Below are 13,537 nucleotides of genomic sequence, written 5' to 3'. Positions count from 1 at the left end.
TACTCTTATATTGAACCTGATTCTGCTTCTCTATATTATCCGGCCCGCCTGTCTGTCCCCAAGGGATGGACAGGCGGTCTTTTTTTTAGGCGCACGTTGCCGTCTACCATTACCCATAAGACATCCGAAGCCCTTGCCGTATACACCAGACCTGAGTAGGGGTCATGCATGGGCGTCATGTGAAGACCGGTTGTATCCACCACAATGATATCCGCCGCCTTCCCCGGGCGTATGGAACCCGTGACATCACCCAGCCCTAGGGCCTTTGCCCCGTCAATGGTGGCCATTTTCAGGCAGGTACGGGCATCCATGACGCAGGGATCCAGGCGTACAGCCTTATGCAGTTTGGCGGCTGTGTCCATTTCAGAAAATATATCCTGGTCGTTGTTGGACGCACATCCGTCCGTGCCAAGGCCTACGGTCAGACCGGCGGCCACCATGTCCGGCACGGGTGCCACCCCGGATGCCAGTTTCATATTGGATTCCGGGCAGTGGATTACCCCGCACCCGCGCTTGGCAATAATTTCAATGTCGTTTTCATCCACCCACACGCAATGAATTAAAAGGGTGTCCGGATCAAGGATGCCCAGGCTGTCCAGATAGGCGATCACGGACAGGCCTGTATTTTCTTTGATCAGACCCGGCTCGGCCCGGGTTTCTGCGGTATGGATCTGGAACAAAACCCCCTTGTCTTGAGCAAGATTCTTTCCCGCCACAAGCGTCTGTTTTGAGCAGGTATAGGGTGAATGACAGAAGACCGACGGGGCCACTCTCGGGGACAGGCTGCGGGTTTGCTCAATAAAATTTTTGGCATGATCAATGTTGTTGGAAGGATCCGGGACCCCCGGGGCAGGGTAGTCAATCACGCCCTGGCCGGCCACAGCCCGGATACCAGTATCTGCCATGGCCTGTGCCGCGTGGCTTTCCAGGAAATAGCCGTCGCAGCATGTGGTGATACCGCTGGCCAGCATCTCCTTGCAGGAGTGGGCCGCCCATTGCGCCACGGATTCCGGGTTTATATCCCTTGCCTCGGCAGGGAAAATATGTTCATTGAGCCAGACATCTAGGGGCAGGTCATCGGCCAGTCCCCGGAACATGGACATGGGGGTGTGGGTGTGTCCGTTCACAAGTCCGGGCATAATAATTCCCCCGCAAGCATCAACCAGGGTCGCCCCCTCCCAGTTCCGGCCGGGAACAGCAGGGCCGCATTCAGCAATTTTATCCCCTTTGATACGGACAATCGCGTTTTCAATGACAGGCAATCCCTGTTCCATGGTCAAAAGCGTACCGTTGTGTATGACCGTTTCGTTTTCCATTGTATGGCTTCCTCAGATATTTTTAAGATAACGCTTGACATAATTTTCATAATGACAAAAATCTGATGCCGACTTTGTTATAACGCGTGTGCTGATTACCGGACATCGCCTTTACCAGGCCCTGATGCAACCATAACAAACATATCCTTTGAAATCATATGAAAATAAAAAAAGTAACAGTTTTCAGGGAAAACCTGGAATTAACACGGCCTTACACCATTGCCTATGAAACCTTCACCCACGTGGAAAATTTGTTTGTTCAGCTTGAAACAGACACAGGGCTTGTGGGCATCGGGGCCGGTTCCCCGGCCGAAGATGTCACCGGTGAAAGCATTGATGCCTGTGAGAGGGCGTTAAACGAACAGGCATGCGCCCTTTTTGAGGGCATGGATTTGTCCGATGCCTTTTCACGACTTAAAACCATGGAAACAAAGATGTCGGCAACCCCTGCAGCCATGGCAGCCATGGATATTGCCCTGCACGATCTCATTGGTAAGGTCCTGGACCGTCCTCTGGTGGAGATCCTGGGGCGGGTGCATACCGCCATGCCGACATCCATTACCATCGGCATCAAAAGCCTTGACGAGATGCTGGCCGAGGCCGACGAATATACCGGCCGGGGATTCAAGATTCTTAAGGTAAAAACAGGCCTGGATGTGGACCAAGACATCGAACGGGTCTGCTGCCTTAAGGCACACGTCAGTGCAGATGTCCGCATCCGGGTGGATGCCAACCAAGGATACGATGTGGACCAGTACAAAAAATTTCTGGCAGGCACGCGTAACACGAATATGGAATTTGTGGAGCAGCCCCTCCATGTGGACCAAACAGCGGCCATGGCAGATCTGTCTGAAAGTGAACGCAATTTTTCCATGGCTGACGAAAGCCTGCAGAAACCTGCCGATGCTTACACCCTGATTCATCCGCCTCGGCCTTTTGGGCTGTTCAATATCAAACTTATGAAGTGCGGCGGCATTGCCCCGGGCCTTGAAATTGCCGGGATCGCCCGGCACTGCGGCATCGGACTGATGTGGGGGTGTATGGATGAAAGCATTGCAAGCATTGCCGCAGCCCTGCATGCGGCTTTTGCAAGCCCTGCCACCCGGTACCTGGATCTTGACGGCAGCCTGGATCTTGCCAAAGACATGGTGGATCAGGGATTTATCATTGAAAACGGACTGATGCGCCTGACAGATCGTCCGGGTTTAGGTGTACGCATCCTTTAACAATTAATAAATGGAAGAGCAGATATCATGAATCAGACCCAGACAGAAAATAATCCCCGGACCTATATGGGAACCGCCGTGGTCCTGACCAAGGGGCTGTTCCACCTCAGCGATGCCAAAACCGCTCACGGCCTTGTGCGGGGAACAGAACGGTTCAAGATCATGGGCGTCATTGATGAGGTCAATGCGGGCAAGGATGCCGGCGTTGTGCTGGACGGCATTCAAAGGGACATCCCCATTTTCCCCAGTATCCAGGCATTCACCGGCGTCACCGGTACAATCCCGGATTATGCGGTCATCGGGGTGGCCCTGTGCGGCGGACGACTGGATGACGCGTGGCAGGATCTTATTCTGGATGTCATGTCCCAGGGAATTTCCATTGTCAACGGACTGCATATGCCGTTATCAGATATTCCCACGTTCAAAGAGGCCGCCGAAAAATATAATGTTGACATCATAGATTTCAGGCGCAGCAAACCCTTTGACCAGCTTCAATACTGGACCGGAAAAGTCTTTGACATCACCACCCCGAAAATCGCCGTGTTGGGTACGGATTGCGCATTGGGCAAACGCACCACCAGCCGGATGCTCATGCAGATGTGCCAGGCAAACGGTATTAAGACGGAAATGATTTTTACCGGGCAGACCGGGTGGCTCCAGGGCTCCCCGTACGGATTTATTCTGGATGCCACACCCAATGATTTTGTCTGCGGCGAGATTGAAGCGGCCATTGTTGAATGTGCAAAAAAATCCAATCCGGATCTCATGATTCTGGAGGGCCAGTCTGCTCTTCGCAACCCTTTAGGCCCCTGTGGCTCGGAGTTTATTGTATCCGCCAATGCAAAGGGGGTAATCCTGCAGCATGCGCCTTTTAGAAAACTTTTTGATATGGTAGAGGCCTTTGGCTGTTGCCTGCCCTCAGCTGAAGATGAAATCAAGCTGATTGAAATGTACGGAGCAAAGGTGATTGCTGTGACACTGAACGGTGAAGGCGGCAGCCGGGAAGACCTTATACGGTATGCACAGCACCTGAAGACAACCACACAACTGCCGGTGCTCGATCCCCTGAATGATGACCTGTCAACTCTTTTGCCGACCATCAGGGCCTTCATCGACAATTAGGTTTGGATAGCCCATGAATTCTTTCGTGTTCTTTCCTTTTTACAAATCAGATATAGCACTAAGGAGATGTATTTATGCGTGTCACCCAATTATACAAAGATAAACAGCCTGCAATTTCTTTTGAATTTTTTCCCTTCCGGGACGATAAAACCCAAGCATCTTTTAATAATACTATCGACGCCCTGAGCCCTTTGAGCCCGGATTATTTCAGCGTCACCTTCGGGGCTGGCGGCTCCACCAGGGACGGCTCGTATGCCACGGCCAAAATTCTTGTGGATAAAAATTTCCCCACCGTGGCTTACATTGCCGGTTTCGGCCTTGCCCCGGACGAAGTCCGTGATATCCTGGACAAATATAAGGCCCTGGGAATTGAAACGATTTTTGTGATCCGGGGAGATCAGCCAAAGGATGCGGATTTTAAACCCCATCCGGACAGCTTTGCCTATGCCTGTGACCTGATTAAATTCATAAAAGACAACTATGATTTTACCCTGGGCTGCGCTGGTTACCCCGAAGGGCATGTACAGGCCGAAAGCCTTGAGGCAGACATCAAATATCTTAAAATGAAACAGGATGCCGGGGCTCAATACGTGGTGGCGCAGTTTTTCTATGATAATGAATTCTATTTTTCTTATGTGAACAAATGCAGGGACGCCGGCGTCACCATTCCCATTATCCCCGGCATCATGCCGGTATATACGTTGAAACTGATAAACATTTTGACATCGGTGTGCGGCGCAAGCATTCCTGCAGCCATGCAGGCTAGGATAGATGCTGTGGACAAGGGCGATAAGGATGCCGTGCTTAACCTTGGCATTGACTATGCTGCAGAACAATGCAAAGACCTTCTGGCCAAGGGCGTTCCGGGCCTGCACATCTACACCATGAACCGCAGCCGCTCGACAAAGGCCATTGTGGAAGCTTTAAAAAAAGAAAATCTGATTTAAAACCAGTCATATCTCATCTGCCCGGAAAATCATCATGCCGGCTTTTTCCGGGCGGATCTTTACCTATTGGGTCTTTGATGCAACGAAGTAGATGGGCTAAAAGGCAAGCTATTTCGTTCAAGTTATTTAATCTGCGGTCCTTACCATGACCCATCAGAAAATTGTAAGAAAAAGATTGGCAGATCGGTAAATTGTTTCAATTCATAGGAAGACCCTTTTCTTGAATATCTTGACACTTAATTGCCTGTTCAATAGGATTAGCGCAACGCTGTTTGAAGGCAGCCATTTAAGTAGATTCTGTCAGACATATAAATTTTAAGCCACGAAGGCATGCAGACATCCTTTTTTAAAGGCGTCGAACCTTTGCGGCTTTTTTAGTTCAAGGAGTTAAAATGAAGACAACATTTGCATTGTTCTGTGCCGGCCTGTTTCTGATCCTGTCTGTTTTTCCGGTAAATGCAAAAAACATTTTGGACAGCAGGGGTAAAACAGTGGCTGTACCAAATCAAATCAGCCGTATTATCTGCTCGGGTCCGGGAGCTTTGCGCCTGATCACCTATTTTAATGCCCAGGATTTGGTGGTGGCTGTGGATGATATGGAAACGGCCAGAAAAAAGTTTGATGCAAGGCCCTATGCCATTGCCAATCCCCAGTACAAAAAGTTGCCGGTATTCGGAGAGTTCAGGGGAAACGATGATCCTGAAAAAATTTTGGGGCTTGCAACACCGCCCCAGGTTATTTTTAAAACCTATGCGACCATGGGCTATGACCCGGTTGAATTATCACAGAAAACAGATATCCCGGTGGTGGTGCTGGGATATGGTAATCTTGCGGTTCAAAGGGACGTTGTTTATAAAAGTCTGCGGATCATCGGCCAGGTGCTGAACCGGAAAGAACGGGCTGATGAGTTGATCGGCTTTTTTGACAAGCAGATCGCTGAACTCAATCAGCGCACCGCAGTCATTGAAAATAAAAAAACGTGTTTTGTTGGCGGCATTGCACATAAAGGCCCCCATGGATTTTTGTCCACAGAACCCAGTTATCCGCCCTTTGAGTTTGTGAATGCCGCCAATATTGCAAGGGCATCTGACGTTAGAGTGCAAAATTTATCCCATTCAAGTTTTTCCAAAGAGAAGTTACTGGATGAAAATCCCCAGGTTTTGTTTCTGGATCTTTCGACCCTGCAGATGGGTGAAGACCATGGCGGGCTTTATGAGTTAAAAACCGATCCCGTATTCCAGGCATTGGATGCCGTGGCAAATGGCCGGGTCTACGGGGTGTTGCCTTATAATTGGTATACCCAGAATTTCGGCTCTATCTTGGCCGATGCCTGGTATGTGGGAAAAATGCTTTATCCGGACCAGTTTGCCGATGTTGACCCGGTAAAAAAGGCAGATGAAATTTATGAATTTTTGCTGTCCGCCAAAGTATATGCAGACATGGATGCCCTGTTCCATAATAAGGCATTCAAGCCGGTTTATTTAGGGGCGAAATAAGGGATATGCATTTTGATCATGGTGTTGTCCCCAAGGCCTATGTCGGATATGTTCGTAAAAAATACTGGTTGCTTTTCGCCCTGTTCAGCCTGGTGACAGGGCTTTTTCTCATCTCTTTGTGCAAAGGGGCCGTGCAACTGCCCCTGCTGGATGTGCTGCAGACATTAATGCTGGAGGCACCATCCCGGAAGGCAGATCTTATCGTATGGCATATCCGGCTGCCCCAGACCGTGATTGCGATTTTAGGCGGGGCAGGCCTGGCGGTTTCCGGTGCCGTGATGCAATCGGTATTGAAAAATCCTTTGGCCTCACCCTTTACCCTGGGCATTTCCCATGCGGCCGCATTCGGGGCGGCACTGTCCGTGATCATCATGGGAGCCGGGGTGATGGCATCGTCGTCCGGTGATGCCGTGACCATTTCAAGTCCGGTGATCACCGTGGCAACTGCATTTTCATTTTCCATTATCACCGCGTTAATCATCATCTTTATAGCCGGCAAAAAAGAGGCATCCCCCCACGTCATGGTGCTCACCGGCGTGGCATTGGGCTCCCTTTTTACTGCCGGGACCATGCTGCTGCAATTTTTTGCCGATGATGTGCAGCTGGCAGCCATGGTGTTCTGGACTTTCGGTGACCTGGCCAGGGCGGACTGGAACGATATTGCGCTGGTGGCCCCGGTGGTGCTTGTACTGCTCGGGTTTTTTTTGGTAAAATCCCGGGACTACAACGGCATGGCCCTTGGGGATGAAAGCGCCAAAGGCATCGGCATACGGGTGGAATGGGTCCGGCTTTCCGGCATGCTGGCCGCTTCTTTGATGACGTCTTTGATCATCAGCTTTGTGGGCATTATCAGTTTTGTGGGTCTGGCCGCCCCTCACATTGTGCGGCGCATCATCGGTGATGATCACCGGTTCCTGCTGCCGGCATCCATCCTGGCCGGGGCTTTGATTCTTCTGGCAGCAGATATGGTTGCCCGGTTGATTATGCTTCCCCATGTGCTGCCGGTCTCTATTTTTACGGCATTTTTAGGAGCACCCGTTTTCATTTACCTCATTATTAAAGGCAATCCCAGATGATCCTGACAGTGAACCAAGTTGGCTTTCAGTATAGATCCGTTAAGATCCTTGAGGATATCAGTTTTTCCATTCCCCGGGGTGAGATCACCGTAATATTGGGACCCAATGGTGTGGGGAAAACCACATTACTCAAGTGTCTGAATAAAATTTTAAACCCGTCAACGGGCCGGATTCATGTCAAAAATAAATCTTTAAAAATCATGGATATCCGCCAGATTGCCAAAGAGATCAGCTACGTGGCCCAGTATAACGAAGCCGGTAAAATTACGGTGTTTGATGCCGTTCTCATGGGGCGATATCCCCATATCCGGTTTACAGCCACCAAGGCGGACTTAAAAAAAGTCGGGTCGGTCTTAGAACACCTGAATCTGACACACATGGCACTTAAAAACCTGTACGAACTTTCCGGCGGAGAGCTCCAGCAGGTGGCCATTGCAAGGGCCCTGGTCCAGGAAACTGATATCCTGCTGCTGGATGAACCCACCTCCAGTCTGGACTTAAAAAATCAGACACGGATTTTAAGCCTTGTCCGGGATATTGTACAGGACCACAACCTTGCGGTGATCATGACCATGCATGACCTGAATTCGGCACTTCGGTATGCGGACCGGTATATCTGTTTAAAAAATCACACCGTGTTCGGAGCGGGAAAAATTGAAGAGATCCGGTCGGACCTGCTTACAAAGGTGTATGGACTGCCGGTTGAAATTATCCGGCATAAGGGCTACCCCCTGGTGGTGCCGGTTGATGACGCCTTTGAAGCGGCCTGACGACGAGTCTATTCAGTGCCTGAACGAGAACCCGTGTTTAAACGAAAAATTATTCATTTGTGACGCTGTAAATGGGTAGTTTTTCGTTATCTGTATCGACTGTAAATATTATTAAATTAGCATGGATACAATAAAAATACAGCGGTTTGTCAATTTGTTTTTAATCAAATATTTAATCCCCAAAATATGTTATATATTCCTGCGGTTAAAAATTTCATACGCCTTGAGCTTGAATAAAAATTAACATTCTGTAACAGCCTGGCGAGGGAGCATAAAATGGATTTTGAATTAAGCAAAGAGCTGCAAATGCTTCAGAAAGAGATCCGAAAATTTGCTAAAAAAGAGATCGTCCCTTATGCGGACCAGTGGGATGAGGCGCACTACCTGCCCATTAAAGAGGTGATGCGGCCTTTGGGAGACATGGGATATTTCGGCACGGTAATTCCCGAAGCGTACGGCGGAGAAGATATCGGCTTTCTGGCAGCCATGATTGTTACCGAAGAATTGGCCAAGGCCTCTTCATCCCTGCGGGTCCAGGTGAATATGCAGGTGCTGGGCTGCGCTTACACCATTTATAAATACGGCGATGAAGCGGTCCGCAAAAAATATGTGGAAAAGCTTTGCACCGCCGAATACATCGGCGGGTTCGGCATCACTGAACCGGATGCAGGTTCCGATGTCATGAATATTGCCTCCACCGCCGAAGACAAAGGTGATCACTGGCTGCTCAACGGCAATAAAACTTGGATCTCCAATGCTGATGTGGCAGACTGTTTGCTCTATTATGCCTATACGGATAAGGCTGCCGGTTCCAAGGGGCTGTCCGTTTTTGTCATTGAACCCAAAAACTATGACGGCATCAAAACTTCTTCCCTGGATAAGTTGGGGTCCCACTCTTCTCCCACAGGGGAACTGTTTTTGGACAATGTCAAGGTACCCAAGGAAAATATCCTTGGCAAACCCGGTGACGGTGCTAAAATTGTATTTTCATCTTTGAACCAGACCCGTCTGTCTGCGGCTGCCGGCGGCGTGGGCTTGGCCCAGGCCTGCCTGGACGAAGCCGTGAAATACTGCAATGAGAGAAAACAGTTTGGCAAAAAGATCGGCGAGTTCCAGATGAACCAGGACATGATCGCCCAGATGGCCACGGAAATAGAAGCCACTCGACTTCTCGTTTATAAAGCGGCCTGGGCCAAGGATCAGGGCCGACTGAACAACGGTCTGGATGTGGCCATGGCTAAATATATGGCCGGCGAAGTGGCTTACAAATGTGCCAATTATGCCATGAGGATTCTGGGTGCCTACGGCTATTCCACTGAATATCCCGTGGCCCGCTACTACCGGGATGCACCCACCTATGCCATGGTGGAAGGTTCCGCCAATATCTGCAAGTGGATTATTGCTCTGGATCAGCTGGGTATCAGAAAAGCAAATAGATAACTTCTTAAAAAAGGAGATTCACATGTCTGAAGACTTACTTGCCCCACTGTCGGGAAAAATTGTCAGCTTAAGCGTTGAACCGGGCGCGGCAATAGAAGAGGACGACGAAATTCTGGTTATCGAAGCCATGAAAATGGAAACCCCCATATTTGCGCCCTGTTCCGGAACTGTATCAAAGATCGTTGTCAAGAAGGGAGATGTTGTGGAAGAGGATGATCTTTTAGCCGTCATTGATTAGTGTTTGAACGAAAAGCCACCCACCTGCGGCGTTACAGCAAAATTTACAATCCTCACATACGTCAGTATGCTCCGGTTGTAAATTTTCCTGCGCCTTGCATCTGGGCAACTTTTCGTCCAAACACGGGGTTCCGTTCGACATTAAGGAAAAACAAATGAAATCCTATTTTGAACATATGGCGCCTTTTGGCAAAGCGCTGAAAAAGGGTACCATCAAGCGTACCCAGAATAACTACGAACAGGTCCTTGGGGCGGAAAAAAAGATTTTAGCCGCCGTGGAGGAAGTTAAAAACGCAGGGCTGCCCGAAGAAAAAATCAACCGGCGCGGCCAGATGACCGTATGGCAGCGCTTGGAATATATCGTCGACCCGGGCACATGGACACCACTTCATACGCTTTTCAACCCTGCGGATAATGTTGAGGGCACCACCAATGTCATTGACGGCCTTGGAAAAATTGCGGGCAAATGGGCGGTTGTGATTGGTTTTGACAATAAGGTCATGGCCGGTGCCTGGCTGGCCGGACAGTCCGAGAACATCCTGCGGGTCACAGATCTTGCAGAACGGCTGAATATCCCCCTGGTCTGGCTGGTTAACTGCAGCGGGGCCAAGCTCACGGAGCAGGAAAAATTTTATGCCAACCGGAGAGGTTCCGGCACCCCGTTTTTCAGGCATGCGGAACTTGAGCAGAAAGGTATCCCCGTACTGGCGGCCATTTACGGCACCAACCCTGCCGGCGGCGGCTACCAGTCCATCAGCCCCACAGTGCTTTTTGCCCATGAAAAATGCAATATGGCCGTGGGCGGTGCCGGTATTGTCAGCGGCATGGCCCCCCAGGGCGGGTTTACCGTGGACATGGCCGAAGCCCTGGTCCAGAAAGCCAAAGAACACCGGGCAAAACCACCCGGCTCCGTGGCCACCCATTATGATCACACCGGTTTTTTTCGTTTTGTGTACAAGGAGGAAAAAGAGGTACTGGACGGCGTTAGAGATTATATGAAAAAGTTGCCGGCTTATGACCCTGAATTTTTCAGGGTAACCGAGCCCAAGGCCCCGGCGTTCGAGGCCGAAGATGTCATGCGCCTCCTGCCCATCGCCTCCAAGACCGTATATGATTTCGACGACATTTTAGCAAGGCTTGTGGATGGTTCCGAGCACATGGAATACCGCCCCGACTACGGCCCTGAGATTTATACAGGGCTTTGTAAGGTGGACGGATTCCTTGTGGCCTGCATCGGGAACCGCCAGGGGTATCTTGGCAAGGGCTACCCTGAATATGCCGATTATCCCGGCATGGGCGCCAAGCTGTATCGCCAGGGGCTTTTAAAGATGAACGAATTTGTGACCCTTTGCGGCAGAGACAGGGTGCCTGTGATCTGGTTTCAGGACACCTCCGGCATTGATGTGGGTGATATTGCGGAGAAAGCCGAGCTTTTAGGCTTGGGCCAGTCCTTGATTTACTCTATTCAGCAGTCAGGTCTTCCCATGATGCTTGCCATCCTGCGCAAGGGGACCGCAGCAGCCCACTATGTCATGGGCGGCCCCCAGGCCAACCGGAACAATGCCTTTACCCTGGGTACCTGTGCCACGGAAATTTGTGTGATGCACGGAGAGACGGCTGCGGTTGCCACCTATGCAAGGCGGCTTGTCAAGGAAAAGGAAGCGGGCCGGGATCTTGAACCTGTAGTGGAGAAAATGAATGCCCTTGCCCGGAAATACAAGGACACATCAACCCCGCTTTACTGCGCAAAACACGGCATGGTGGATGAGGTGGTACGGCTTGCCGATTTGCGGCACTATATGCAGTCTTTTGCCGGTGCTGCCTATCAGAATCCCAAATCCATCTGCCCCCAGCATCAGATGATCCTGCCCAGAATTATACGGGATCACGCGGCCGCAAAGGAAAAGGAATAAATCATGGGTGATGGGGTAATGGTTTTTCTCATCGGTCTTTTCGGGGTATTCACAGGCATGACCTTGCTTTATCTTTCCATTAAGATTACCGGAACGGCGGTCTCGGTGCTGGAATCAAAAAGGAAAGCCAGGGAAGATGCAGGACTTGGAGGGGATAAATGAGCGCTTTGTATTCTCTGTTTCAGAGCACGGGTCTGTTTTATGTTACCCCAGGTCTTGTGGTCATGTGGATCATTGGGTTGACCCTGATCTACCTTGCCATTGGAAAGTCTTATGAGCCACTTCTGCTGTTGCCCATCGGGTTCGGGATCATCCTGGTGAACCTTCCTTTAGCCGGGCTTATGGCCCCCCATGAAGGGCTGCTCTGGAAATTTTACGAGTATGGTATCCACTGGGAGATCATTCCGCCCGTGATATTCTTAGGGCTTGGGGCGCTCACTGATTTTGGGCCGCTCATTGCCAATCCCAGGCTGATTTTTCTTGGTGCAGGGGCCCAGGCAGGGGTGTACATAACCTTTTTTGCGGCCCAGGCTTTTGGATTTGACCTGAAAGAGGCGGCGACCATCGGTATCATCGGCGGCGCAGACGGGCCCACCACCATATTTCTGGCATCCAAATTAGCTCCCTCCCTTTTAGGGGTCTGTGTTGTGGCTGCCTATTCCTACATGGCCCTTGTGCCCATTATCCAGCCCCCGGTGATGAAGCTTTTGACCACTGCGGACGAAAGACGAATCCGTATGCCCAAGGGCAGAAAGGTGGGAAAGCTTGAAAAGACGCTCTTCCCTATTGTTTCCACCTTTGTCATTATCTTGCTGGTTCCGGCATCAGCCCCGTTGATTGCCATGTTCATGCTGGGCAATCTGTTCAGAGAATCCGGCGTGGTGGGGCGTCTGCACGATGCTGCCCAGAACGAATTGATGAATATCATCACCATCTTTCTTGGGGTGCCTGTGGGCGCCACCATGAATGCGGAGAACTTTTTAAAGCCCCAGGTGATATTTGTTTTTTGTCTGGGGCTTTTTGCATTTGTGATTTCCACCATGACAGGGGTGCTCCTTGCCAAACTCATGAACCTTCTTTCTAAAAATAAAATCAATCCGTTGCTGGGTGCAGCCGGTGTCTCAGCTGTACCTATGGCTGCCAGGGTCGTACATAAGGTGGGTATGGAAGCGGATAAGAAAAACTATCTGCTCATGTATGCCATGGGGCCTAATGTGGCAGGTGTTATAGGCACCGTGATTGCGGCCGGTATTTTTTTAACCCTTTTAGGGGGATGACCCTCCTATGTTTTCCTCTCTTGCACATCAAATAGGAAATCAGTGGATCATCCGGCTTTTATGGGGCGGCGTGAAATTTATTCGGGAAGCGGGCAAGCCAGCATCTGTTCTCTGACCACCTCAAACAAATCACCGAATCTAAGAACACCGGTGACCGCGTCGCCGTTTTTTACGATCAGAGGCTGGTGGGCGCCCATAACATATTCATGCAGTGCTTTTTCCAGGGAATCGTTCTCCTGGAGGTATTCACCCTTGCTAGGTACGTGCATGATTTCGGAAACCTTGATTCTAGCGCCGCGCTCGCAAATGTTCTTAATGGGTTCTATCCAGAGGTCAAAATCCCGCATAGCATTAATCACATAATCTTTGGTCAGTGTTTTGCCTTCATAGTTTTGGAACAGTTTTTTATAGTTGGGCTCAAGCGTTCTGAAAATATCAAGCATGGTAACTTTTCCCTTGAACTTGCCATTGCCGTCAACGACAATAACATCCCTGTGGGCGTGGCGGCCATCTGGTTTATTTGTTTCCAGAATCTGGAATATATCATAAACGGTATCCGTTTCCTTGATGGTCATATAGTCGGGCAGGGGGATCATAATCGATTTTATCAGAATTTCTTTCATGGCATTCTCCTCAAAAGTGTATTAATGGCCTTAATTATGATGATGACTTTTATAATGAAGTCCGTGTAACTAATGTAGATATTACAACTATAGT

At 50.0% G+C, this 13,537-nt stretch carries 13 protein-coding genes; 11 read left to right on the top strand and 2 right to left on the bottom strand.

Annotated elements, in window-relative coordinates:
* Window positions 1–35 precede the first annotated feature (35 nt).
* Window positions 36–1,316: an amidohydrolase family protein gene (locus EYB58_RS02105; RefSeq protein ID WP_111958426.1), complete on the bottom strand. Its 1,281-nt coding sequence runs from the start codon at window positions 1,314–1,316 to the stop codon at window positions 36–38.
* 158 nt (window positions 1,317–1,474) lie between these two features.
* Between EYB58_RS02105 and EYB58_RS02100 the strand changes: the two genes are divergently transcribed.
* The 11 genes from EYB58_RS02100 to EYB58_RS02055 all read left to right on the top strand — a co-directional run bounded on the left by EYB58_RS02100 (window position 1,475) and on the right by EYB58_RS02055 (window position 12,820).
* A complete protein-coding gene (locus EYB58_RS02100) occupies window positions 1,475–2,542 on the top strand; it encodes a mandelate racemase/muconate lactonizing enzyme family protein (RefSeq protein ID WP_111958424.1) in 1,068 nt (355 codons plus the stop codon).
* A 27-nt stretch (window positions 2,543–2,569) separates the two neighbouring features.
* Window positions 2,570–3,664, top strand: coding sequence for an N-acetyltransferase DgcN family protein (locus EYB58_RS02095; RefSeq protein WP_111958422.1), 1,095 nt, complete (start codon window positions 2,570–2,572; stop codon window positions 3,662–3,664).
* A 74-nt stretch (window positions 3,665–3,738) separates the two neighbouring features.
* A complete protein-coding gene (locus EYB58_RS02090; RefSeq protein WP_111958420.1) occupies window positions 3,739–4,611 on the top strand; it encodes a methylenetetrahydrofolate reductase in 873 nt (290 codons plus the stop codon).
* 392 nt (window positions 4,612–5,003) lie between these two features.
* Window positions 5,004–6,107: an iron ABC transporter substrate-binding protein gene (locus tag EYB58_RS02085; RefSeq protein ID WP_111958418.1), complete on the top strand. Its 1,104-nt coding sequence runs from the start codon at window positions 5,004–5,006 to the stop codon at window positions 6,105–6,107.
* A gap of 5 nt (window positions 6,108–6,112) precedes the next feature.
* On the top strand, window positions 6,113–7,183 hold the full coding sequence (locus EYB58_RS02080) for a FecCD family ABC transporter permease (RefSeq protein ID WP_111958416.1): 1,071 nt from the start codon (window positions 6,113–6,115) through the stop codon (window positions 7,181–7,183).
* Window positions 7,180–7,953, top strand: coding sequence for an ABC transporter ATP-binding protein (locus tag EYB58_RS02075; RefSeq protein WP_111958414.1), 774 nt, complete (start codon window positions 7,180–7,182; stop codon window positions 7,951–7,953). Before EYB58_RS02080 ends, EYB58_RS02075 begins: the two co-directional genes overlap by 4 nt.
* Window positions 7,954–8,229: 276 nt before the next feature.
* Entirely contained in the window at window positions 8,230–9,393 is a 1,164-nt protein-coding gene (acd, locus tag EYB58_RS02070) for a glutaryl-CoA dehydrogenase Acd (RefSeq protein ID WP_111958413.1), read from the top strand.
* A 22-nt stretch (window positions 9,394–9,415) separates the two neighbouring features.
* Entirely contained in the window at window positions 9,416–9,631 is a 216-nt protein-coding gene (locus EYB58_RS02065; protein ID WP_111958411.1) for a biotin/lipoyl-containing protein, read from the top strand.
* A gap of 154 nt (window positions 9,632–9,785) precedes the next feature.
* Window positions 9,786–11,543, top strand: a complete 1,758-nt coding sequence (locus tag EYB58_RS02060) for an acyl-CoA carboxylase subunit beta (protein WP_111958409.1) — start codon at window positions 9,786–9,788, stop codon at window positions 11,541–11,543.
* 3 nt (window positions 11,544–11,546) lie between these two features.
* The gene (locus tag EYB58_RS23035) at window positions 11,547–11,705 is read left to right on the top strand and encodes a hypothetical protein (RefSeq protein ID WP_165477745.1); all 159 of its coding nucleotides are present in this window, start codon (window positions 11,547–11,549) and stop codon (window positions 11,703–11,705) included.
* Window positions 11,702–12,820 carry a sodium ion-translocating decarboxylase subunit beta gene (locus EYB58_RS02055; protein WP_111958407.1) on the top strand — a complete coding sequence of 373 codons (1,119 nt, stop codon included), beginning with the start codon at window positions 11,702–11,704 and terminating at the stop codon, window positions 12,818–12,820. The genes EYB58_RS23035 and EYB58_RS02055 overlap by 4 nt, the downstream gene beginning before the upstream one ends.
* A gap of 77 nt (window positions 12,821–12,897) precedes the next feature.
* Here EYB58_RS02055 and EYB58_RS02050 read toward each other — a convergent pair whose 3' ends face one another.
* On the bottom strand, window positions 12,898–13,443 hold the full coding sequence (locus tag EYB58_RS02050) for a CBS domain-containing protein (protein WP_111958405.1): 546 nt from the start codon (window positions 13,441–13,443) through the stop codon (window positions 12,898–12,900).
* Window positions 13,444–13,537: the final 94 nt, after the last annotated feature.

The sequence above is a fragment of the Desulfobacter hydrogenophilus genome (assembly GCF_004319545.1).
Lineage (GTDB): Bacteria > Desulfobacterota > Desulfobacteria > Desulfobacterales > Desulfobacteraceae > Desulfobacter > Desulfobacter hydrogenophilus.
This window is presented reverse-complemented; position numbering and strand designations above follow the sequence as displayed.

Bases quoted from the DNA above. Each gene is read 5' to 3' on its own strand.
- EYB58_RS02085 (WP_111958418.1), top strand. From the start codon at position 5,004: ATGAAGACAACATTTGCATTGTTCTGTGCCGGCCTGTTTCTGATCCTG.
- EYB58_RS23035 (WP_165477745.1), top strand. From the start codon at position 11,547: ATGGGTGATGGGGTAATGGTTTTTCTCATCGGTCTTTTCGGGGTATTC.
- EYB58_RS02100 (WP_111958424.1), top strand. From the start codon at position 1,475: ATGAAAATAAAAAAAGTAACAGTTTTCAGGGAAAACCTGGAATTAACA.
- EYB58_RS02060 (WP_111958409.1), top strand. From the start codon at position 9,786: ATGAAATCCTATTTTGAACATATGGCGCCTTTTGGCAAAGCGCTGAAA.
- EYB58_RS02090 (WP_111958420.1), top strand. From the start codon at position 3,739: ATGCGTGTCACCCAATTATACAAAGATAAACAGCCTGCAATTTCTTTT.
- EYB58_RS02105 (WP_111958426.1), bottom strand. From the start codon at position 1,316: ATGGAAAACGAAACGGTCATACACAACGGTACGCTTTTGACCATGGAA.
- EYB58_RS02050 (WP_111958405.1), bottom strand. From the start codon at position 13,443: ATGAAAGAAATTCTGATAAAATCGATTATGATCCCCCTGCCCGACTAT.
- acd (WP_111958413.1), top strand. From the start codon at position 8,230: ATGGATTTTGAATTAAGCAAAGAGCTGCAAATGCTTCAGAAAGAGATC.
- EYB58_RS02065 (WP_111958411.1), top strand. From the start codon at position 9,416: ATGTCTGAAGACTTACTTGCCCCACTGTCGGGAAAAATTGTCAGCTTA.
- EYB58_RS02095 (WP_111958422.1), top strand. From the start codon at position 2,570: ATGAATCAGACCCAGACAGAAAATAATCCCCGGACCTATATGGGAACC.
- EYB58_RS02055 (WP_111958407.1), top strand. From the start codon at position 11,702: ATGAGCGCTTTGTATTCTCTGTTTCAGAGCACGGGTCTGTTTTATGTT.
- EYB58_RS02080 (WP_111958416.1), top strand. From the start codon at position 6,113: ATGCATTTTGATCATGGTGTTGTCCCCAAGGCCTATGTCGGATATGTT.
- EYB58_RS02075 (WP_111958414.1), top strand. From the start codon at position 7,180: ATGATCCTGACAGTGAACCAAGTTGGCTTTCAGTATAGATCCGTTAAG.